This is a genomic window from Cochleicola gelatinilyticus (assembly GCF_001637325.1).
GTDB lineage: Bacteria > Bacteroidota > Bacteroidia > Flavobacteriales > Flavobacteriaceae > Cochleicola > Cochleicola gelatinilyticus.
This window is the reverse complement of record NZ_LRXL01000026.1, coordinates 323,278-346,415: the sequence shown is the minus strand read 5'-3', so window position 1 is coordinate 346,415 and position 23,138 is coordinate 323,278. Positions and strand designations below refer to the sequence as shown.

Below are 23,138 nucleotides of genomic sequence, written 5' to 3'. Positions count from 1 at the left end.
ACAGATATTAGTTTTCGTCCCACCAAACTGGAACGTTGATGCTATTGCCATCTGTATTGGCTGCTGCTTGTTGATAATTTTCAGCGTTTAAAGCTTCTTCTTCGGCTGGGTAAGGCATACGAACAGGAATTAACCCTCCGTTAAGACTTGCTGCTACAGAATTAAATTCTGGAAAACCAGTTCTTCGATATTCTACCCATCCTTCATAACCATTAATAATGTTGGCGATCCATTTTTGTGTTACAATTTGTTGTATTGGGGTAGTGCCGGTTGCATTGTAAGCTGCCGGCCCAGATAAATAAGCTGCAGGAAGGGGTGTGTTCCAGTACTCAAAAGCTAATTGAACTCCAGTCTCATATAATGTTCGAGCATCTGCAGCGATTAGTCCTCTCTCTGCTGCTTCTGCAAGATTGAAATACGTTTCCCATGCTGTTAAAAAGTTTGCGTCTAATGTCGATGTATCTTCACGAAAAATGGTGCCAGCCAACGAATATTCTGACAAATCAATAGAGGTTGATGAAGCATCAATACCGTTAATAAGCCCGTTGAAATCTCCAGTAGTTGAATCTTCGAATGGGCGAAAAAAGGTGGCATCACGTGGGTCATTTAGGTTTTCGAATAGGTCATCCATGGTTTTCGATAACACAAAATTATTGAAGTCTCCAACCCTTAATTGTGCAAGTCTGAAGCTATTCGGATCTGTATTTGTAAAATCGAACGTTGCATTTTGTGCGTTGGAAGTAAAATAATTTCCAGAATCGAAAATAGTTTGTAGTGCTTCGGAAACTGCTACCTTATCTGAAATACGAAGCAATTGTTTAATTTTAATTGAATTAGCAAAAGTGACCCAACTTTCTAGATTTCCATTGAAGAGAATATCTCCTTCTAAAGGAATTACATCATCGTATGCTTCAATAGCGGCAATTCCTTTGTCAAGATTGTCTAAAATTCCATTCTCTAAAAGATAAATATCTTCTTGATTATCGTAAACGGGTGTTACAGTTCCATTAATACCATTAAATGCTTCAGAATAAGGAACGTCACCAAAAAGATCGGTTAAGCCAGCCGTCATGAAAGCTTTCAGAATTAAGGCTGGTCCTTCATAAACCGTAAAATTTTCAACAGTTTGTGATTGCTGTATGATAATTTCATTGTCTCTTAAATTGGTGTAAAAAACAGGCCATGGATTTCCACCTAATTGCGGCGATTTTAACGCATGGCGGTCAAATAAATTAAAATCGATTGCAGTACGATGTTGAGATAATAGGTCTCCTGCCACGAAGCCTTCGTAACTCATTTCTTCTCCAAAATTGTAAATAACTTGTCTTAATAATAAACTAGGTTGTACATTATTTGGTGCATTAGGATTTGTATTAATCGTTTCAAAATCTTTCGTGCAGCTGCTTCCGAAAAGTAGAAGAATGATGCTGCTTATATATGCTATATTTTTCATGTCTTTATTTCTTAAAAATCAATACCTAATTTAAATCCTAAACTTCTGCTCGTTGCATAGCTCATATCCTCTACACCGCTCACAAATCCATTACCTTGTACGGCTAATTGTTCGGGGTCGAAATGTGGATTTTCGGTGATTGCAAAGAGGTTTCTTCCGATAAGTGATAGATTAATTTTCATCCCGTCTTCGATACCTAGAAAACCGTCGGCTGTATTAAAAGAATACCCAATAGAGGCCTGTCTTAATTTTACATAGGAAGCATCATAGATATTATTTTCTTCGTGATTTCGGTCGTAAAATTGCCGATAGTAACTTTCGGCAGAAATAGGGAAGGTGTTTGGGGTGTAATTGGGTTGCTCTGCAGTTCCTATATTCACTACTCCTTCTGCAATAATGCCTTCGTCTGGACGTACGGTGGTCTCTGCTAACTGCCCACCTACATTTCCTAGAGCTCGGGTACGAGAAACAATTTCACCACCCTGTCGCCAATCGATTAGAAAACCGACGTTCCAGTTCTTTATTTGAAATTGGTTGTTCCATCCCACCATAAAATCGGGGTTGTAGTTCCCTAATTTCTGAAGTTCGTTGTTGGCAATATAGTTACCAAATTTATCGATAAGGAAATCTCCGTTTTCGTTTCGTAAATAGCCTGTACCGTAAAAATCACCAATCTCGCCACCTTCTTCAACTTGAAACCAAACGGTTTGGTTGGCACTGTCGTAAATACGACTAAAACCTAATGTTAGACGTCCGTCATTTTGGGGTAATTCTTCTACAATAGATTTGTTGGTGCTAAAATTAAAAGTAGAATTCCATCGAAAGTCATTTTGTCGTACTGGGGTAAGTCCTAAAACTGCTTCGATACCTTGCGTGCGAACCTTACCTGCATTTACAACTTGTTGAGTGTAGCCCGAAGCTACTGCAATAGGAAGAGAGACAATTTGATCTTCTGTTAAAGCATTGTAATAAGTTACATCCAGTCGAATTGCATCATTAAGAAAACGAACATCGGCACCTACTTCGTATGAGGTTACCTGTTCTGGCTTCAGTGCGTTGTTTGGAATTATATTTTGGTTGCTGGTAGTTGGTTGTCCTAAATAGGAAGTTTGCGAATTAAATGAATTTGAAGTTTGATATGGATCTGTATCGTTTCCTACTTGTGCAATACTGGCTCTTATTTTTGCGAACGAAATTGTTTCCGGAAGAAAAATGGCTTCAGAAACAACAAAACTTAACGACGCTGAAGGATAGAAGAAAGAAGTGTTGTCTACCGATAGCGGTGTAGATAAAGCACTTGACCAGTCGTTACGCCCAGTGATATCTAAAAATAAAAAGTCTTGATATCCAAATTTCGCAAGTCCGTAAAATGAATTGATACGTTTTTCAGATTTAAATTGAAAAACTTCTATAGGGGAAGCTGCGTTATTAAGGGTGAAAATACCTGGTTGTGCCAGATTAACGGTTTGCGATTGCTTGGTCGATGCTTTTTGGTCAAGTCGATTACCTCCTAATGAAATGTCGAATGTAACATCGCTAAGCTCCTTTTTATAATTTATTAAAAAGTTGGTATTAACTTCTCGGTACAACACATCGTGTTCAGCGTAGGCTCCGTTTTTAAAGCGATTAGAGCTAAATGCACGTCGAAGTTGTCTTGTTTCGGTCGAAAAATCCATTCCGCTATTTACCGAGATGGATAAATCTTCGGTCAAGTTTTGTGTAATACCAATAGTTCCGAAGACGCGATCTCTATTAAAAGAGTTCCTGTTTTCATATAAAATAAAATAAGGATTATCAAAGAAGGTATAATTAAATGAATATTGTTGTATTCCTTCTAAACCTGGTTGCCAGTAATCTTTAAGGTTCTCAATATTTAAGGAGCGTGGTCCCCAAGCTACAAGAGAATAATTCACATTTTCACTTCCATACCCATTGGAAGGGCGGTTGTCACTTCCAGAGTTCATATAACTCACAGAAGCTTTAAATCTTGTTTTCTCGGAAGGTTCGAAGTTTAATTTAGTTGCAACAGTTTGTCGGTCTAAATTTACTCCCGGAATAATCGATTCGCTTCTTAGGTCTGTAAAAGAAAGGCGGTAATCTCCTTTTTCAAAACCACTTGAGACCGATGCATTATTAATGGTAGTTATACCCGTCTCGTAAAAGTTTTTAAGGTTGTCTGGTTGCGATACGAAAGGGGTCGGAGTAATGGGAAGACCATTATGTACCGAAGTATCTCCTCCTCTAACTACACTGCCATCGGGAAGCGTTACAGGACTGTCGTATTGCGGAATTAATAGCCCGTCATTTAATCTTGGTCCCCATGAGTAGGTTATGTTGTCGTTGGTTCCTCCTCCGAGCCCATCAACATAAGCAAACTCACCAGAATTTCCTTGTCCGAACTGGTTTTGAAATTCCGGAAGTTTAAAAGCGGTGTCCATAAAAATGGAAGAATTAATACTAATTCCCATTCCTTTGCTTCTTTTCCCATCTTTCGTTTCAATTACAATTACTCCATTAGAAGCACGAGTACCATATAACGCGGCCGCACTAGCTCCCTTTAAAACCGAGACAGAAGCAATGTCATCAGGATTTACCTCCATAGCTCCGTTCCCGAAATCAATTTCTTGAAATCCAGCGGCTGCTTCATTTGTAAAATTAAATACAGTACTATTGTTAATTGGCACCCCATCTACCACAAATAATGGGTTGTTGTTTGAAAAAGACGCTTCACCACGAATAGTGATTTTAGAAGAAGATCCTACGCCGGTAGCTCCTTGTGATATTGTAACTCCTGCTAGTTTTCCAGAAAGATTATCGAGAAAGTTAACAGCCTTAACTTCAGAAATCTCTTCAGCTTCTAGCGACTGAATTGCATACCCCAATTCTTTAGTTTCTCTTTTTAACCCCAAAGCCGTTACAACAATTTGGTCTAATGTTGTTTGAGAAACATCGAGTATTACATTAATAACGGTTTGTTCACCCACCGTAATATTTTGCGATTTAAATCCAGTAGACGAAAAATTCAAGACATCATATTGATCTGAAACTTGAATGCTGTACGTTCCATCTTCTTCAGTAAATGTGGTTTCGCCATTAGAGCAGATCACATCTACATATGGAACAGGTTCATTGTCGATCGTGCTTTGTACAACGCCAGTGATCGTTGTTTGTGCATAGGATAAAACCGAGCAAAACAACAAGGTGAGAAGTAATGTTTTTTTCATAAAAGTTTGATAAGTTACTAATTGTGAAATAAGAAATGACTTTGAGTAATCGAATAATAACAATAAAAATTGGACAAGAACAGCACGGCTAAATTTAATACGTTATTAAAATTATTAAATGCTGAAATAAAAATTTATTGTCGCATTAATATCGGGGAGCCTTTGTTGAGAAAGATATTCTTGAATAATGAAGAAATTAGTAGTTCCTTTTTAATTTGGAATTTTTTCTTCGGAAGAATAATGTGTTTTAAAAGACTAATTAGCTTTTCTGAAAATAATTTACTGTCTTGTAAAACGGCGAATATATCTGAAGCAGAATCAATATCTGAAAGTGTCTTAAGAAGCACTATATCGAGTTGCCTTTCTTTGAGAAATTGAGAAACCTCTGCTGCAAGAGTATCTGTTTGCCACGAAAAATTTAAAAATTCATTTTGATTAAAATGAGATTTATTTATCCCTAGTAAATAATAACCGCCATCGCAAGAAGGCCCCAGTACCATCTTATTGGTTGCAAGCAAATCTGCTGTTTTAAGCAGTTGAGAGGATTGTAAATGTGGGGTGTCGTTTCCAATGGTGATGACATTGTCGAATCCTTGATCGAAAACTCCTTGAACTGAATGTGTGTAGCGCTGCGCAAAAGAGTTTCCTATTTGTTCTTTTTCTGAACTTATAAAATAAGGAAGCCCAGTGCTTATTACTTTTTCAAGTATATTTTTGTTTAATTCACGAAATAGCACAACCGACTTCCGAAAAGATTTTAAAGAGCCTTCCCGTTTTGCGGAATTGGCAAAAATCAATATAGCGGTTTTTGGTTGGGTCATATTGTATGGTTTCAAAATAGAAACACTTTGCTATTTTTAATACATTATTCTGCTACAGTTCCTTGACAGCTACTTCCAGCTCCTGCCGTGCATCCATAACAGTGTTGCGAAATTAGAATATTTCTATCATTTAAGATCGCTTCATTATAGTCTTTTATATGCTGCACTTTACTAGCAACCTTTAATCCTAACATTTGGTTAAAGTCGCAATCGTATAGCCAGCCATCCCAGCTAATTGATATTGTGTTGGTACACATTACATTAGCTACTGCAGAAGGGTTGTATGCCTCGACTAATTGGTACATGTAATCTTCGTAATTTTCCGAAGCAATTAAATAATCTAAAAATCGTGCAATAGGTAAATTCGTAATGGCAAAAAGATTGTGAAACTGAATATCGAAATCTTCTTTCAATGCTTTTTTAAAATCTTTTTCCATGGCAGCTTGGTCGCCAGGTAGGTACGCGCCGTTCGGATTGTAAACCAAATCGAGTTTTAATTCACTGTTTGGCATTCCGTATCCTCTTGCGTTTAGTTCCTGCAATGCCTTAATAGATTGATCGAACACACCTTCTCCTCTTTGTTTGTCTGTCTTTCCTCGTGTCCAGTGCGGCATCGAACTTACCACATGTACATTGTGTTTTTTAAAGAAATCGGGTAAATCATAGTATTTTTTATTCGCCCGAATGATAGTTAAGTTACTTCGAACTATAAAATCTTTAATACCAGCTTTGCTAGCTTCCTCAACAAACCATCGGAAATTAGGGTTCATTTCGGGTGCTCCGCCAGTAAGATCTAAGGTGTGTGCTCCTGTGTTTTTTATAACATCCAAGCATTGTTTCATGGTTTCGACCGTCATGATCTCTTTTCGATCTGGACCTGCATCTACATGACAATGTTCACATACTTGATTGCACATGTACCCAACGTTAATTTGCAAAATCTCTAACTTTTTGGGTCGCAAAGGAAATTGGTTTGTTTCTTTAATTTTTTTTGCAAAAGTAGGGAGTTCGCCACTTTGAAAAATTCCATTGGAAAGTATTTCAAGCTGCCGATTGGCATTGGCTAATTCGTCTTCTCTTTTATGTAGGGATTGGGTTTTAACTTTTGTCATACTTTTTTCCCGGAATGCGGGAAGCTATTTTTTTTAGAATAATGATTTACTTCTATAATTACGAAGTTTACATTTCTAATTTATTTACTTTATTCATCATCATAGTTCCATGTACCAACGTGGCGCCACTTTTAATAGCTGCACCAACGTGAATTGCCTCCATCATTTGTTCTTTTGTAACGCCACGCTGCAAGGTGTCTTTAGTGTAAGCATCAATGCAGTAAGGGCATTGTTCTGTGTGAGCAACAGCCAAAGCAATTAATGCTTTTTCTCGAGCAGTTAAAGCACCTTCTTCAAAAACCTTTCCGTAGTAATCAAAGAATTTTGTACCTAATTCTTCGCTCCATTCTGTGATCTTACCGAATTTGCGTAAGTCGGATGGATCGTAATAATTGTTGTTTGCCATAATATATTATAAACGTACGAAAGTTAGTATCGTATGGTTTTTCATTTTTGGTAAATATACTAATGTAGTATGTTTTTAGCCGTTAGCCTTACGAAAGTTTTAGAAAATCAGTCGAATGTATAGGCAATGCCTGTGGTGAGATCGTATTGGGAGGTAGGAATTCCGAGAGCTGGTAGTGCGTCGTACGTAAAGGTATAACTCGTTTTTAACGCAAAATTTTTAAATAAACCTACTAGCAAACTCGTCTGACTCGATATGCGGTAATCATTAAAGTTTTTAATAAGCGGTTGATAGTATGTGGTACTTACCACACTCATATTTTCATTGGGATAGATACTAAAAGAAAAATAAGCACTTCCACGGAAATTTCTTTGAAGTGGAGTAACTCCATCGTTGACCTCTTCTTGCTCTAACATAGCTAGGGTGCCTAAATAAAACTTATAAGTGTCTGAAGTTGTAATTTTAAATCTAGGCCCTGTTCCAAATAAACCTCGAAAATCAATTTTCGATATTTTATTATATTGGGCTTGGGCAAATACTTCCCAAGAAATGCGAGGTTTTATTTTATAATTATATCGTATGTGTTGAATTCCGCTGTTTTCAAAATTAGCACCTTCAATTTTCTGAAACGCAATGTCATTTTTAAACAATACGAGATGATTGTTCATTTTATATTGTACATGAATGTTGTTAGAAAGCTTAAAAAACGTATTCGTATTTCGCTTTAAGTTTACATCAAGACTTGCTGCACCTGAAAAACCAGAAGTATCTGTAACCTTTCTAAGTGATTCTGCATTTAATATTTGGGCATGTGATGCAAAGGTGGAAACTAAAAAAAGAAGAATAATTTTATACATTTATGCGGTTTCAGAAATGTCGCAAAATTAAAAAATCTATTATTTCTGAAGATGATTTTCACGAGATAATGTTTCATTGCAAAGAGTAATATTCCGAAGAAAATGAACTACCTTTTCTGAAGCCATTTCACAGGGTTTTAATAAAAAACCTCTTTTAGTGATGTAATAGTTCAAGCTAATAAAATCTGAACCATCGGAGGCTTCGGCAAAAATTTTTCCAGATTTCCCTTTGTTAAAGATTTGTTTTGTAATTCGGTAGGGAGTCTTATTATAAAATCCTTTACAAAATCCTTCAGGAATACTATTTAGATAGGGCAACATCATTTTCATACAGATAGTTTAATTATACAAGTAATTTAAGGTAGTTCGAGGAGTTTTTTTACTATTTAACAGCGCAATGTGGAAAAGTAGGTGTTAAAGTTTTGTTTAACCCGTAGGCGTATCATTAAAACGGTTGTACTTTGGGCGGATTAAAAAATTCTTTGGATATGGATATTATTGAAAAAGCAGAACGCTTCGAACAAGAAAAAACAACCTTTAAAACTACCAGCGAGCGTATTGAAGCATCAAGAAAAGCAAAAGAGCTTATTTTGGGATTAAACGAAGTTTACAAACAAAATAAAGAAGCAGCAATCATGGATCTTATGAAGCGGCTTACTGTAATAAAACAAAAGATCGAAAAACGATTAAAGGGAAGGTTAACAGTTTAACTTTTTCTGTTACTTCGGAATTAAAAAAAAATATTTAAAACAAAAAACTCCCAAAACGTAAGTTAAGGGAGTTTTTGTGGTACCTCCAGGAATCGAACCAGGGACACATGGATTTTCAGTCCATTGCTCTACCAACTGAGCTAAGGTACCAGTATTTCAATATTTTTTCTTACCCTAAAAATCCATTTTGTTTTAGATAAACTACCAATGGTAATTGTAAGAGGGTGCAAATATAAACCTATTTTATCTTTTGCAAAATTTATACACGAAATTTTACAAGATATTTTTTTTCAATTTAATACCCCGTTAACAATGCGCATGGCAATGATGTTGTATTTTTAGCCTCTCAATAAATAAAATGAAGTTAATAATTGACGTTGGAAATACGCTTGTAAAAGTCGCAGTGTTTGAGAATAAGACACTCCAACTGAAAAAAATTTTTATAAAAAAGGATTTTCTTGACGTACTTAAAGATGTGGCAGAAAAATTTCCTTCAATAAATCAGTGTATTGTCTCTACCGTTGGAAATCTTTCAGAACACCAATATAAAATTTTGCGTAACTATTACGCTACTTTAGAGTTATCACATACAACTAAAGTGCCCTTTATAAATAATTACAGTACACCCACGACATTAGGAGTAGATCGTATAGCATTGGTAAGTGCTGCTGCAGTACAATACCCTAGAAAAAATGTTTTAATTATAGATGCGGGTACTTGCATTACTTACGATTTTATTACAGAAGAAAATAAATATCAAGGAGGAGCGATTTCTTCTGGGATAAGTATGCGCTATAATGCATTGCATACGTTTACCGCCAAACTACCGTTGTTAGATGCAAGTGTCCCTAAAATGTTAGTTGGGAACAGTACAGCATCGTCAATTCATTCGGGAATTTTAAATGGTGTTTTGTTTGAAATAGATGGTTTTATTGAAGCTTATAAAATTAAGTATTCCGATTTAACAGTTATTTTAACAGGAGGAGATGCACATTTTTTGCGAGATCGCTTAAAAAATGACATCTTTGCCAACTCAAATTTTTTGCTAGAAGGCTTACTTTATATATTAGAACATAACAATACCTGATGTTGAAACATATTATAATTGCAGTATTTATAGTTATTACAGGAGCTACTACTTTCGCACAGGAAGGAACCTCCTCACCTTATTCTTATTATGGTATTGGACTTCCTAAATTTAAAGGAACTGCCGAAAATAGATCCATGGGAGGGATTAGCATATTATCTGATAGTATACACTTAAACCTTCAAAACCCTGCTTCTATTGCAGATTTGCGATTGGTTAATTTCACAGTTGGTGCGAGTCATAAATCTTTTACACAAGAAACTAGTAGCGATTCTCAAAAAACTTCTGCTACAACTTTAGATTATTTGGCTGTCGGAGTTCCTTTAAGTCCGAAATTTGGAGGGTCCTTTGGATTAATACCTTATAGTTCGGTTGGATATAGTGTTTTAAATGAAAACTCTGAAGGCTTTTCAACTTTTGAAGGAGAAGGTGGTTTAAATAAAGCATTTATTAATTTGGGGTATAAAATTACTCCAGAATTAAGTGTAGGTATCGACGCAAACTACAACTTCGGAAAAATTGAAAATGATTCTTTTACTCGTATTAATGATGCTGAATTTGGTACACGAGAGTCTAATCGCTCAGACCTTTTAGGTTTTAGTTATAATTTTGGAGCACAATATAAAACGATGGTTTCAGAAAACTTGCAACTATCAACTTCATTGAGTTATACTCCCGAAACAAGTTTTACTTCAGAAAATTCCCGAGAAATAGCAGCTATTGTTATCACGGGAACTGGGCAAATTGCCGAAGCAGATGTTAGAAATGTTCCAGTAGATGATACCGAGTTTACATTCCCCTCACAATATACAATTGGTGTTGGTATAGGAAAACCTAAAAGCTGGTTTGCTGGATTGGAGTATCAAGATCAAAAGACAAGTAATTTTACAAATCGTGCTCTGGATATCGATGATGTTTCATTTAATGATGCTACAAAGATTAGGTTAGGTGGGTATTATATCCCCAATTATAATTCTTTTGGTAATTACGCGAAAAGAATCGTATATCGGGGAGGATTTAGAATGGAAGAGACAGGAATTACCGTGCGTGGCGAAGAGATTAACGAGTTTGGCATATCTTTTGGAGTAGGATTACCTGTTGGAAGATTGTTCTCAAATGCAAACCTCGGTTTCGAGTACGGACAACGAGGAACTACAAATAGTGGTTTAGTACAAGAGAATTTTTTCAATGTTTTCTTAAGTTTGTCTCTTAACGACAAATGGTTCGAAAAAAGATACATAGATTAATATAATAAACACTTAACATTATGAAAACGAAAGTAATTTTACTATGCACTATGCTGTTTTGTGCACTTGGTGGAAATGTAAAAGCACAAGCGCCAGATGACTGTGCAGCAACACTATCATTATTTGTTGAACCAGCCAAAGCAAAAAACTACGAAGCTGCGCTACCTCATTACGAAAAAGTCGTTAATGAATGTCCTAAATATAGTTTAGCTACATATCAGTACGCTGAACGAATGTTTAAACATTTTATAGAAAAAGGAGATAAGACAAAAGTTAATGACCTAATTAAATCGTTTCAAATGCGTTTGCAAAATTTCCCAGCAAAGACCAAAGAGGGGGATGTGTTAGCAGATATAGCGCAAGTGAAGTATGATAATGATATGGGTACTAAAATGGAGCAGTTTAAAGCTTTCGATGACGCCTTTAAAAAAGACAGCGAAAGTTTTACAAGTCCTAAAAGTATTTATACGTATTTCTCTCTAGGAGTAGATCTTCAAAAAGAGGGGCAAATGGATATTCAAGATGTTTTTAATCTTTATGATACTCTTATTGAAAAATTAGAGAACGAAGAGAATGATCTTGCGAAAAGATTAACTCCTATCATTGAAAAAGAAGACGCAGGAACTGCTCTAAATTCTAAGGAGCAAAAATTTAAAAAAGCTGCAGAAACAAACTTAGGGGCTTATAGTAAAGTAAAAGGGAGTGTGAATGGTAAATTAGGAATTCTTGCCGATTGCCCTAACTTAATCCCAATGTATGAGCGTGATTTTGAAAACAAAAAGAACGATGTACAGTGGTTAAAAAGCTCAGCTGGAAAATTAAGTGCAAAAGATTGTGATACACCTATGTTCTTTAAAATGGTGCAGCAATTACACAATTTAGAGCCTTCAGCAAAATCAGCTTATTACTTAGGGAAATTAGCGGATAAAGATGGAAACTCAAGTAAAGCCTTAGAGTACTATAATCAAGCAGCCGACTTAGAAACAAATTCTAACGATAAGGCTAGAGTGTATTACAGTATTGCTGAAAACTTTCGTAAGAAAGGAAGTTACGGTTCAGCTAGAAGTTATTACTTAAAGCAAGTTGAAGCTAAGCCATCTGCAGGTATCGCATATTTAAAGATAGCGCAAATGATTGGTTCAAGTTCTAACAGTTGTGGAGCTACTCCATTCGAGAAAAGAGCTATCAACTGGAAGGCAGCAGAATTTGCAGACAAAGCGGCTCGTGTAGATCCTTCATTGGCATCAAACGCTCGTTCGGCAGCGAGTAGTTACCGACAGAGAGCTCCTAGTAAAAGTGATATCTTTAATGCAGGGATGCAAGGAAAGACAGTAAGCTTTAGCGGATGCTGGGTTGGTGGAAGCGTACGAGTTCCTAACCTATAAGAATGCAAACTCATAAACATATGTATAAGGGCGTGATGATACTCATTAGTATCATCACGCTTTTTGCATGTGACGGAAGTTATAAAGACAAGCAACGTCTTAGCTTAGCCGATGAGGCCCCGCTTGCAGAAGGCACTGCTATTAATTTAAAATATACCGACTCGGGTAAGGTTGTAACCAATTTACTTGCACCTCGATTACTCGATTTTTCAAATTATGAATTTCCCTACCAAGAATTTCCCGAAGGCGTTGAAGTAAGATTTTGGGATAAGGACAATAAGAAAAGTACGATTACCTCAGATTATGCCATTCGTTTCGATGGTACCGATATGGTAGATCTTCGCAAGAATGTAAAATTAGTTACAAGCGATAGTCTTGTGCTAGAAGCAGAACAATTGTATTGGGATCAAAAAAATCAATGGGTATTTACAGATCAACCCTATCGAATTAAATTTAAAGATGGCTCCTATAACGACGGTGCTCGTTTTGATTCTAACGAAGATTTTACTAACTTTTTATCTCGAAAGAACGAAGGAGTTCAACTAGTAGAAACAAAAGAAAATAACGATGAGAACTAAAATTTATCAACTTTTTGAATATGCATATCTTGTCATGGCAGCATTTTCTCTATATTTAGTGTATACAAACTGGTACGAAAACAGAACCCGTGCCTATTTATTCGCTTTCTTTGCAGTAGTTGCTGTGTTCATGTTTTTCTTTAAAAGAAGATTTCGTAAAAACATGGAAGAACGTTATAAAAAATAAATTACAATTCTGAATGTTAACTTCAGAATTCATCTATGGAAGTAAGCCTGATCATTATTGTATTGTCTTTACTCTTTTCCGCTTTTTTTTCAGGAATGGAGATTGCATATGTTTCTTCTAATAAGATTCATATAGAAATTGAAAAAAAGCAAAATAATTTCTTAGCAGGTGTGCTTCAAAAAATAACCAACCGGCCTTCAAAATTTATTGCCACCATGCTTGTGGGAAATAATATTGCGCTGGTTGTTTACGGGTTCTATATGGGCGATCTGCTCGTTCAGTACTTTCCTTTTGAGGGATTTACAGGATTGTTAATCCAAACCGTGATCTCTACCTTGGTTATATTATTAACGGCAGAGTTTCTTCCAAAAGTTTTCTTTCAGATTTATGCAAACGACCTTGTTAAGATATTCGCGGTTCCTGCCTATTTCTTCTATGTGTTCTTTTCTCTTATTTCTGAATTTATTATCTGGATATCAGACCTGGTTCTGAAGATCTTTTTTAAAACTGAAGGTGATATTGTGCAATTAAGCTTCAGTAAAATTGAACTCGGAAACTACATTAGCGAACAAATGGACAGTGTGGAAACCGATGAGGAGATGGATTCCGAGATTCAAATCTTTCAGAATGCATTAGATTTTTCTGAAGTAAAATCGAGAGAAGCCATGATTCCTCGCACAGAGATCGTTGCTGTAGATATTGCTACTTCTCCTAAAGAGCTAGGGAAATTATTTACCGATACGGGACTTTCAAAAGTGCTTGTGTACAACGAAAACATCGATGATATTTTGGGATATGTACATTCGTTCGAATTATTTAAAAAGCCTACATCGTTAAAAAAAGTACTAATGCCAGTGAATTTTGTTCCTGAGACAATGTTAGCAAAAGATGTATTGAATATCCTTAGTAAAAAAAGAAAAAGTATTGCTGTAGTTATAGATGAATACGGTGGGACTTCGGGAATTATTACGGTTGAAGATATTATAGAAGAACTCTTCGGTGAAATTGAAGACGAACACGATAGTGTCGAACTTATTGAAGAGGAGTTAAAAGAGAATCATTTTAAATTTTCCGCGCGGTTGGAGGTCGATTATCTCAATGAAATGTACAAACTCAATCTTCCAGAAAGTGAAACTTATGAAACCCTTGGAGGAATGATTGTCAACTTTACAGAGCAAATCCCAGATCAAGGGGAACAGGTTGAAATTGAGGGGTATACCTTTACGGTTCTTGAAGTTTCAAATACAAAAATAGAATTGGTCGAGGTTAAAAATACTTCCGAAGACTAATTTTTTTGCATTTCCTTCATTTTTTCAAATTAACTTTTTTATTAATGGTAGGAAAATGGTATTTTCGCCCCCTTAATACATAAAAATAAACCCCAAAAGATTTAGAAACTTCAATTTCAAATTTTTGGGAATATAGAACACATACCGCTTGAATAGGAATACTTTACAAGCGCAGTTAAATAAAAACGACAGATGGCAGTTTTAAACAAAATTAGACAACGATCGGTATTTTTGATCATCATTATCGCTTTGGCATTATTTTCTTTTGTCCTTGCAGACGTGATTCGTAACGGCGGATTTTCTTCACAGAAAGACCAAACTACGGTTGGTACAGTGAATGGTATAGATCTTCCACGCGAGGATTTTATGCAGCAAGTAGAGTTACAACAACGTAACTTAGGGCCTAATGCGAATGCAACACAAGCAATGAATTCTGTTTGGGAGCGTGAAGTACGTCGCGTATTGCTAGAAGAGCAATTCGAGGAACTTGGTTTAACAGTAGAAAAGGAGCAAATTAATAATGCACTTAGAACTAGTTTAGCAAACAATCCTACCTTTCAAAATGAGGCAGGTCTTTTCGATGAAGGAAAAATGCAGGAGTATATTGCCGATGTAAAACAAAATTCACCACAACTGTATCAGCAATGGTTGGATTTTGAAACGAATACTGCACAAACGTTGCTTCAAACTACCTATTACAACATGATTAAAGCAGGAATGGGTGGTACTATGGCAGATGGAGAACAGGCATATCGTTTCGAGAACAATAAAATTAATATGGAATATGTATATGTTCCTTATTCAAAAATTCCAGATGCTGATGTTGCGGTAAGTAATGAAGAGATTCAAACATATGTAAAAAATCATGCTTCAGAATTCGAAGTAGAAGCACAGCGTGATATTCAGTATGTGTCTTTTACTGAAGAGCCTTCACAGGCAGACATCGATGGTTTTAAAGGGGAAATGGCTTCTTTGCTAGAAGATCGTATCGAAGGAACCGATACCATCCCTGGTTTTAGAAATGCCACAGATAATGAAGCATACATTAATTCTAATTCAGATACTGGTTTTGTTGATAGATGGTGGTTTAAAAAAGACTTACCTCCAACAGTAGCAGATAATATTTTCGCTTTAGACAAAGGGGGAATTTACGGACCGTACCAATTAAACAACTCATACAACATCACGAAAGTACTTGAGGTAAAGCAATTGCCCGATTCAATTCAGTCGAAGCATATTTTAATTCGTTATGAAGGTACTTTAAGAGCAACTCCAGATGTGACTCGTACTAAAGAAGATGCTAAGAAACTAGCCGATAGTATTCTTACCGTAGTAAAACGAGATGACGCAAAATTTGCAGAATTAGCTGGAAAATTTTCAGACGATTTATCTAATAAAGATAAAGGAGGTGATCTTGGATACAATGCACCGGGAAGAATGGTACCAGAATTTGATGCATTTACAATCGATAACAAAGCCGGAACGGTTGGTGTTGTAGAAACAGATTTTGGATATCATGTTGTAAAAGTGGAAGATCAAAAGAATATGCAAAAAGCAATTAAAGTTGCAAAACTTACTAAAGAGATCGAAGCTTCAGAAAAAACTATAAACGAAGTATTTGCGAATGCTACAAAATTTGAAGTAGCGTCTCAAAAAGGAGATTTCGTAGAAGTTGCTAAAGCACAAAATGTTTCTCCAAGGCCAGTAAATAAAATCGGAAGAATGGATGCTACAATTCCAGGTATTGGAAATAACAGAACAATAGTTTCATGGGCATTTGGAGAAGACGCAAAAGTTGGTGATGTTAAGCGTTTCAATGTACCTAATGGTTATGTAATTGCGCAGATAACACGCAAGAGTCCAAAGGGTTTAATGAGTGTTTCAGAGGCGTCAGCTAAAGTAACTCCAATACTAAGAAATCAGAAAAAAGCTAAGAAAATTCGTGAAGGTATTTCTGGAGACGAACTTCAAGCTATAGCAAGTTCGCAAGGAGTTTCTGTTCAAAATGCAACAGCGGTAACTATGGCAGCTCCAACGATACCAGGTGCGGGAAGCGAACCTAAAGTTGTAGGTGCAGCTTTTGGTAAAAAAGCAGGAGAAACTACTGGATTAATTGATGGAAAATTAGGGGTATATAAAGTACGAGTTACTGCGGTAAACGAAGCTCCTAAATTAGATAACTACGTAGCTTATACTAATAAATTAAATACTGCTACAAGTCCTGTTGTTATTAATAATGTATATCGTGCTTTAAAGAAAAATGCTGAGATTGATGATAATCGTGCAACCTTCTTTTAATAGGGCTAGGCGTTAAAAACCATAAAAAATCCTCTTCTTTTTTAGAAGAGGATTTTTTTATTTTAATACCCTCGCAAGGCAGTCTTTATTGTAAAAGAGAATTATTTAACCTCGCTTTTTTAATCATTTCTGAAAATGGAACGATTGTTTCAAATCCTTTTTCTCTAAAATAATTTAGGGTAGTTTTCGTGCCTGTCGCAAGAAAGAAATCACCACCCCAAGCTCCTAAGCTTTTTACTACATTCGGGTAATCTGGAAATGTACTTTCTTTAAGAGTTGGCAGCCCAATTATTTCTGAAACAACCCGTTCGTGTGCTACAATAAGTTGTTCAAATTCTGAAAGTGTGTAACACAACAATAATTTTTTGCTAAGATCAGATATGTATTCAATTTGCTTTTCTGAAACCGTCGTTTTCCGATAGTGGGCAATTCCTTCTTTACTGTCCTTTTTTTCATTTAAATAAATAAAAAAAAGCGAATCGGTAAATTCCCAAGGAAGATGCACTTCTCTAAAGGTACTTGCATTTTCACTTACTTCATATAAAATGGGGGCATTACACTGCGCAGAAGCAATGTCGTAACCACTACCTCCAAAGCTTTTTTGAAGCAACGTAAAAGCATCAACCTGTGCCCACTGTGCGATATTATTTATAAGAGTTGAGGAAGTGCCCAGACCCCAATTACGGGGAAAATCTAAGTGTGTAGAAATTTGATATCCAGTGTTTGTCTGAAGAAAAGCAGGGTTTAATTTTCGTGCGATATTTAATATATTCAATAGAGTTTTAGCGGTCTCTAGATACGTATCTGCGCAGGTATGTAATTGAAAGGTAGTACCATTATTTTTAAATGTTGCTTCAAACCAAATAGCATTATGTATGTCGAAACTTTTCCAATGAAGTAGGTCACTTTCCGAAGTGTGTATCTTTAACGATTGCCCATAGCGAGTGGGGATCGATAAAGCAGTAGCACCATCGAGCACAAGGTACTCTCCGGTGAGTAATAATTTTCCGTTGCTGTAGAATGTCTTGTTCAAAATTAGTTGCGCATCGATTCAACAAAGGTTAATACAGAACTATGAGAGATGGGGTGATCTTTAAAGTATTGAACCGCTTTTTGTTTTTCTTCGGAAGTGGTTTGCAACTGATTTAAAATATTCATTAAATGCATTTTCATATGCCCTTTCTGAATGCCTGTAGTAACTAACGAACGAATGGCAGCAAAATTTTGAGCAAGTCCGGCGACCGCAGTAATTTCCATTAATTGTTTAGCGTTGGGCGATTGCAATAAGTTAAACGCAAATTTTACCATAGGGTGCAACGATGTAAGTCCGCCAACAGTTCCTAGGGCTAAAGGGATTTCGATGCTGAAGGTGAACACATCATCTTTTACTGAAGCGTGCGTTAGACTGGTGTATGTGCCGTCTTTGGCTGCATAGGCATGAACACCTGCTTCTACTGCTCGGAAATCGTTTCCAGTGGCAAGTATTACTGCGTCGATGCCATTCATAATTCCCTTATTGTGGGTTACTGCTCTTCTTGGTTCTGCTTTTGCAATATTTACGGCTCGAACAAATTTAGCCGCAAACGTTTTTCCGTCAAAGTCTTTGGTGTCGAGTTGTGAAACTTGGCAACTCACTTCTGCTCGCACTAAACATTCGGGTACGTAGTTAGAAAGAATGCTTAATACTACCTCTGGTTTTTCGGTTTCAGAAAAACTTTTAAAGGTAGTAGCTTCCGTTTCGAAAGTTCGGGCGATTTCTTCTAGGCAACTGTTTATAAAATTAGCTCCCATTGCATCTAAGGTTTCGAACGTACAATGCAGTTGATAATATCCCGATAATTTTTCAGAAGAATTTTTTAACACAATATCGAGTAGACCTCCACCTCGACGTTTCATGTTTGTTTGGATAGCTTCAATACTTGCAATTAGTTTCGGTTTTACAGCTTCAAAAAAATGTTTTAGAAGTGTTTCTTTTCCGAAGAAATTAAGATGAATTTGTCCGTTCTTTTCTGTGCCAATAACTTTTGCTTTAAATCCGCCACGTTCAAGCCAGAATTTTGCTGCATTACTCGCAGCTGCTACCACAGAGCTTTCTTCAATTACCATGGGTAACGTGTATAGTCTGTCGTTAATTTTAAAATTAGGTGCGACGCCCAAGGGTAGGTAGTAGTTTGAAATTGTATTCTCTATAAAGTCGTCGTGTAATTGTTGAAGTGCTGTGTCGCTATTCCAATACTTTTTTAAAGTAGCTAATGCTTCTGTGTCGTTTTGAAGGTAGGTGGAAAGCAGCCAATCTATCTTTTCTTTTTTAGTTTTTTTTGAGAATCCGGTTACAGGGGCGATCATACTATATTCTATTAAGTGACAAAGATAGTATTTTCATATTCTTCATAAGATTTCATTTACGAATATTGATGCTGTGTAACTTACCTTTGAAAGGATAAATGTGTTGCTCTTTAAAGGGGTTAAAATGCTTCAAAATTCATGGGTTTATCCCCAATAAAACTGTTCATTTAACACAAAAACCACCCGAAATTAGCGAAAATTTTAGTAAACTTGGCATAACAAAAATGTAACAATTTGAAAACAAAAAATCTCACCCGATTTTTGGTGCTGTTTCTTACTGCCACCACCATACTTTCCGCACAACAAGATATTACGTTAAACGACATTTACGGAGGTGCTTTTCGCACAGAAGGCCTTGATGCTCTTAGATCATTGAAAAATGGTACGGAGTATTCGGTATTAAATTACGATCGTGATGCGAAAGCTTCAACTATTGATGTTTATAATTATAAAACCGGAAAAAAAGAACGAACATTATTGAGCTCTAATGATCTTCCAGGGATCGATTATCTTATTTCATACGAATTTAGTGATGATGAGTCTAAATTATTATTAGCAACTAAATTAGAGCAAATCTATAGACGCTCTTCTTTAGGAACGTATTATGTGTATGATTTGAAGTCTAAAGACCTTACATTGGTTTCTGAAAATCAGATTCAAGAACCTACTTTTAATAAGAATGGAAGCAAAGTAGCATATGGTTATAACAATAATTTATATATTAAAGACCTTAAGTCTGATGCAACTAAGCAAATTACTTTTGATGGGAAGAAAAACAGTATTATTAATGGTATAACTGATTGGGTATACGAGGAAGAATTTGGCTTTGTACGTGCTTTCGATTGGAATAATGCTGGAAATAAACTAGCTTTTATTAGGTTTGATGAAACCGACGTCCCCCGTTTTTCTATGGATGTGTACAAGGAAACATTATATCCCGATCAACAGGTTTTTAAATACCCTAAAGCGGGAGACCCTAATGCAAAAGTATCATTACATATATATGATGTGACATCCGAAAAGACTTCAAACATTGGTCTCTCAGACTACAACAGTTATTATATCCCGAGAATACAATGGACCAAGCAAGATAATATTTTAAGTGCTCAGTTAACAAACCGGTATCAGAATACGGTAGACCTTATCTTTGTTGATGCTGAAACTAATACGAGTAAATTAGTTCTTCAAGAAAAAGATGATGCATATGTTGATATTACCGATAATCTTACATTTTTAAATGATAATAGTTTTATTTGGACCAGTGAAAAAGATGGTTGGAATCATATTTACTTATATGATAAAACTGGAAAGTTGCAAAATCAAGTAACTAAGGGAGACTGGGAGGTTACTAATTATTATGGATTCGATCAAAAAACTGGTCGTATTTATTATCAGAGTACCGAAAACGGAAGCATAAATCGTGATGTGTATTCTGTATTAAGTTCGGGCAAAAATAAAGCCAGACTTACTCAAAACACCGGGTCTAACAGTGGCGCCTTTAGTGCAGATTACACTTATTTCATCAATACTTTTTCTAGTGCAGATACCCCTTACAAATTTAGCTTACACAACGCGCTTAATGGGAAAGAAATTAGAGAGATTGCTTCGAATGATGCCCTTGTTACTAAATTGAAAAATTACAACATGTCACCTAAAGAATTCTCGACTATTACGGTAAATGGGAACGAGTTGAATATGTACATGATTAAACCCAAAAATTTCGATCCTAATAAATCATATCCTTTATTTATGTATCAATATTCTGGACCTGGGTCTCAGAATGTAGCGAATCGCTGGAATGGAGCAAACGATTACTGGCACCAGATGCTCGCACAAGAAGGATATGTAATTGCTTGTGTAGACGGTCGTGGTACCGGATTGAAAGGGCGTGATTTTAAAAAAATGACTCAAAAAGAACTTGGGAAATACGAAGTAGAAGATCAGATAGCAGCGGCTAAAAAATTAGGAGCGCTACCTTTTATCGATGCAAACAGAATTGGTATATGGGGATGGAGTTATGGTGGTTTTATGGCGTCAAATTGTTTATTTCAAGGAGCAGACACTTTTTCTATGGCAATTGCAGTAGCACCAGTAACTAGTTGGAGATTCTACGATACCATTTACACAGAACGATACATGACAACTCCACAGGAGAATGCTACAGGGTATGATAATAATTCACCAATTTCGCATGTTGAAAAACTTGAAGGGGACTTCTTATTAGTCCATGGAAGTGCAGACGATAATGTGCATGTACAGAATACAATGCGTTTAGTAGAAGCTTTGGTTCAAGCTGACAAGCAATTCGATTGGGCGATCTATCCAGATAAAAATCATGGAATTTACGGAGGAAACACTCGCCTGCACTTATTTAAAAAATTGACCAATTTTGTTTATGATACATTAGGAGAATCTCAACCTGTCATGACAGAAACTAAAAAATAAACAACTCTTTACTAATTAACACTTAACTATATGGAATTTAAATTTGGAGGTTCAGAAACGAATCAAAAAACCGTACTAGGACATCCTTCGGGACTATTTGTATTGTTCTTCACGGAAATGTGGGAACGTTTCTCATATTATGGAATGCGTGCCTTACTCGTACTCTTTTTAGTAGCATCTATACTTGATGAAGGATGGGGCTGGGATAGAGCAGATGCTTTAGTCTTATATGCATGGTACACAGGGCTTGTTTACGTAACTCCAATTTTAGGAGGATTAATTGCAGATAAAATCATGGGGTATCGAAATGCGGTGATCGCTGGAGCCCTACTAATGACTTTAGGCCACGCTTCTATGGCACTTGAAGTTTTTTCAGATCCTTTTTTCTTCATCGGACTCGGTTTACTAATTGTTGGAAATGGACTATTTAAACCGAATATCTCTTCGATGGTTGGTCAACTATATAAAAACCAAGGAAAAGAAAAAGATGCTGGGTACACCATATTTTATATGGGTATTAATGCTGGAGCCTTTTTAGGAATTCTTTTATGCGGATACATAGGAGAGAAAGTAGGATGGCATTACGGTTTTGGATTAGCTGGGGTATTTATGTTCTTCGGAATGTTACAATTTTATTTCGCTCAAAAAATCTTTGGGAGAATCGGACTTTCACCTGCAGGAACTAAAGATTTTGATGCTTTAGAAGATTCTCTTGAAAAAACTGAGGACGCTATTGAAGATACTATGGATGATGCCAAAAGATCGAAAGTTACTCGTGACAGATTAATTGTGATTGGAGTGTTCGCCTTCTTTACTGTATTCTTCTGGTGGGCGTTTGAGCAGGCAGGTGGATCGATGACCATTTTTGCAGCCGATTATACCGACCGTGTTTTAGTGGATAATGGAGCATTAATTTTTAAGATATTCAACACGTTATTAACTGTAATACCTATGTTAATTATTAGCTGGGTTCTTATAATGCTTTTTAAACAAACTTTTTCTAAATACGCTTTATCAAATATCCTGTTAGGAACAAGCTTTGTTATAATTTGGGGAATTGTTATTTGGATGCTTCAAAGAGAATTCGTAGCCGAAAGTGCAGAAGTACCTGCATCTTGGTTTGGTATTTTAAATTCCTTCTTTATCATTGCTTTTGCACCGTTATTTTCAAAAATATGGCAGAGTAGACTAAATCCATCAGGTCCGGTTAAATTTGCAATTGGATTAATTCTTGTAGGACTCGGATTTGGAATACTTGCGTATGGGTCTATGGGAATACCATTAGGAGCTAAAACCGCATCTGTAAGCATGATCTTCTTAATTCTAGCTTATTTATTCCATACATTGGGAGAACTATGCGTGTCTCCAGTAGGATTATCGTATGTAAGTAAACTAGCACCAGTAAAATTGGTTGGATTAATGTTTGGAGTGTGGTTCGTAGCGAACTTCATCGCAAACCTTACTGCAGGTGTTACTGGTAGTTATATCGATCCAATTGTAGAAGAATATGGGATGACAACATTCTTTATGATATTTACACTTATACCTATCGGAGCAGGTGTAGTAATGTTAATTTTAAACAGAACACTAATTCGTATGATGCACGGTATTCGATAAGTCATACAATACATTTAAAAAAAAAACGTTCCCATTATTGTGGAACGTTTTTTGTTTTAAGTGGTTACACTCAATA

18 protein-coding genes, 1 tRNA gene and 1 pseudogene are annotated in these 23,138 nt (G+C 36.1%); 10 read left to right on the top strand and 10 right to left on the bottom strand.

Annotated elements, in window-relative coordinates:
• Positions 1-7 precede the first annotated feature (7 nt).
• The 7 genes from ULVI_RS03545 to ULVI_RS03515 all read right to left on the bottom strand — a co-directional run bounded on the left by ULVI_RS03545 (position 8) and on the right by ULVI_RS03515 (position 8,203).
• On the bottom strand, positions 8-1,453 hold the full coding sequence (locus tag ULVI_RS03545; RefSeq protein WP_068589830.1) for a SusD/RagB family nutrient-binding outer membrane lipoprotein: 1,446 nt from the start codon (positions 1,451-1,453) through the stop codon (positions 8-10).
• A gap of 11 nt (positions 1,454-1,464) precedes the next feature.
• Complete coding sequence (locus ULVI_RS03540; protein ID WP_068589827.1) at positions 1,465-4,677, bottom strand: SusC/RagA family TonB-linked outer membrane protein; 3,213 nt, start codon at positions 4,675-4,677, stop codon at positions 1,465-1,467.
• A gap of 134 nt (positions 4,678-4,811) precedes the next feature.
• Positions 4,812-5,498 carry a TIGR04282 family arsenosugar biosynthesis glycosyltransferase gene (locus ULVI_RS03535; RefSeq protein ID WP_068589826.1) on the bottom strand — a complete coding sequence of 229 codons (687 nt, stop codon included), beginning with the start codon at positions 5,496-5,498 and terminating at the stop codon, positions 4,812-4,814.
• Between the two features lie 44 nt (positions 5,499-5,542).
• Positions 5,543-6,610 carry an arsenosugar biosynthesis radical SAM (seleno)protein ArsS gene (gene arsS, locus ULVI_RS03530; protein WP_068589825.1) on the bottom strand — a complete coding sequence of 356 codons (1,068 nt, stop codon included), beginning with the start codon at positions 6,608-6,610 and terminating at the stop codon, positions 5,543-5,545.
• A gap of 67 nt (positions 6,611-6,677) precedes the next feature.
• Positions 6,678-7,016 carry an arsenosugar biosynthesis-associated peroxidase-like protein gene (locus ULVI_RS03525; protein ID WP_068589822.1) on the bottom strand — a complete coding sequence of 113 codons (339 nt, stop codon included), beginning with the start codon at positions 7,014-7,016 and terminating at the stop codon, positions 6,678-6,680.
• 107 nt (positions 7,017-7,123) lie between these two features.
• The gene (locus ULVI_RS03520; RefSeq protein ID WP_068589821.1) at positions 7,124-7,873 is read right to left on the bottom strand and encodes a DUF481 domain-containing protein; all 750 of its coding nucleotides are present in this window, start codon (positions 7,871-7,873) and stop codon (positions 7,124-7,126) included.
• Positions 7,874-7,912: 39 nt separating this feature from the next.
• Positions 7,913-8,203: a peptide methionine sulfoxide reductase gene (locus tag ULVI_RS03515; RefSeq protein WP_241780950.1), complete on the bottom strand. Its 291-nt coding sequence runs from the start codon at positions 8,201-8,203 to the stop codon at positions 7,913-7,915.
• A 158-nt stretch (positions 8,204-8,361) separates the two neighbouring features.
• On the opposite strand from ULVI_RS03515, the gene ULVI_RS03510 reads away from it, so the two are divergent.
• Entirely contained in the window at positions 8,362-8,583 is a 222-nt protein-coding gene (locus ULVI_RS03510; RefSeq protein WP_068591352.1) for a hypothetical protein, read from the top strand.
• 77 nt (positions 8,584-8,660) lie between these two features.
• Here ULVI_RS03510 and ULVI_RS03505 read toward each other — a convergent pair.
• A tRNA-Phe gene (locus ULVI_RS03505) sits at positions 8,661-8,733 on the bottom strand.
• A 208-nt stretch (positions 8,734-8,941) separates the two neighbouring features.
• Here ULVI_RS03505 and ULVI_RS03500 point away from each other — a divergent pair.
• The 7 genes from ULVI_RS03500 (at position 8,942) to ULVI_RS03470 (ending at position 16,654) form a co-directional block, all read left to right on the top strand.
• The gene (locus tag ULVI_RS03500; protein ID WP_068589819.1) at positions 8,942-9,670 is read left to right on the top strand and encodes a type III pantothenate kinase; all 729 of its coding nucleotides are present in this window, start codon (positions 8,942-8,944) and stop codon (positions 9,668-9,670) included.
• The gene (locus tag ULVI_RS03495) at positions 9,670-10,917 is read left to right on the top strand and encodes a hypothetical protein (protein WP_068589817.1); all 1,248 of its coding nucleotides are present in this window, start codon (positions 9,670-9,672) and stop codon (positions 10,915-10,917) included. The genes ULVI_RS03500 and ULVI_RS03495 overlap by 1 nt, the downstream gene beginning before the upstream one ends.
• A gap of 20 nt (positions 10,918-10,937) precedes the next feature.
• Positions 10,938-12,302: a tetratricopeptide repeat protein gene (locus tag ULVI_RS03490; RefSeq protein ID WP_068589815.1), complete on the top strand. Its 1,365-nt coding sequence runs from the start codon at positions 10,938-10,940 to the stop codon at positions 12,300-12,302.
• A gap of 2 nt (positions 12,303-12,304) precedes the next feature.
• Positions 12,305-12,880 (top strand): LPS export ABC transporter periplasmic protein LptC, encoded by a 576-nt coding sequence (gene lptC / locus ULVI_RS03485; RefSeq protein WP_068589814.1) that lies wholly within the window; start codon positions 12,305-12,307, stop codon positions 12,878-12,880.
• Complete coding sequence (locus ULVI_RS03480) at positions 12,870-13,067, top strand: hypothetical protein (RefSeq protein WP_068589812.1); 198 nt, start codon at positions 12,870-12,872, stop codon at positions 13,065-13,067. Before lptC ends, ULVI_RS03480 begins: the two co-directional genes overlap by 11 nt.
• A 35-nt stretch (positions 13,068-13,102) precedes the next feature.
• Positions 13,103-14,356, top strand: coding sequence for a hemolysin family protein (locus tag ULVI_RS03475; protein ID WP_068589811.1), 1,254 nt, complete (start codon positions 13,103-13,105; stop codon positions 14,354-14,356).
• A gap of 192 nt (positions 14,357-14,548) precedes the next feature.
• Positions 14,549-16,654: a peptidylprolyl isomerase gene (locus ULVI_RS03470; protein ID WP_068589808.1), complete on the top strand. Its 2,106-nt coding sequence runs from the start codon at positions 14,549-14,551 to the stop codon at positions 16,652-16,654.
• Between the two features lie 85 nt (positions 16,655-16,739).
• Here ULVI_RS03470 and ULVI_RS03465 read toward each other — a convergent pair whose 3' ends face one another.
• Complete coding sequence (locus tag ULVI_RS03465; RefSeq protein ID WP_068589806.1) at positions 16,740-17,687, bottom strand: GYDIA family GHMP kinase; 948 nt, start codon at positions 17,685-17,687, stop codon at positions 16,740-16,742.
• 2 nt (positions 17,688-17,689) lie between these two features.
• Positions 17,690-19,015: pseudogene (locus tag ULVI_RS03460) on the bottom strand (hydroxymethylglutaryl-CoA reductase, degradative); the annotation flags it as partial.
• Between the two features lie 219 nt (positions 19,016-19,234).
• Between ULVI_RS03460 and ULVI_RS03455 the strand changes: the two are divergent.
• On the top strand, positions 19,235-21,445 hold the full coding sequence (locus tag ULVI_RS03455) for a S9 family peptidase (protein ID WP_068589802.1): 2,211 nt from the start codon (positions 19,235-19,237) through the stop codon (positions 21,443-21,445).
• 30 nt (positions 21,446-21,475) lie between these two features.
• A complete protein-coding gene (locus ULVI_RS03450) occupies positions 21,476-23,062 on the top strand; it encodes a peptide MFS transporter (protein ID WP_068589800.1) in 1,587 nt (528 codons plus the stop codon).
• Positions 23,063-23,138: the final 76 nt, after the last annotated feature.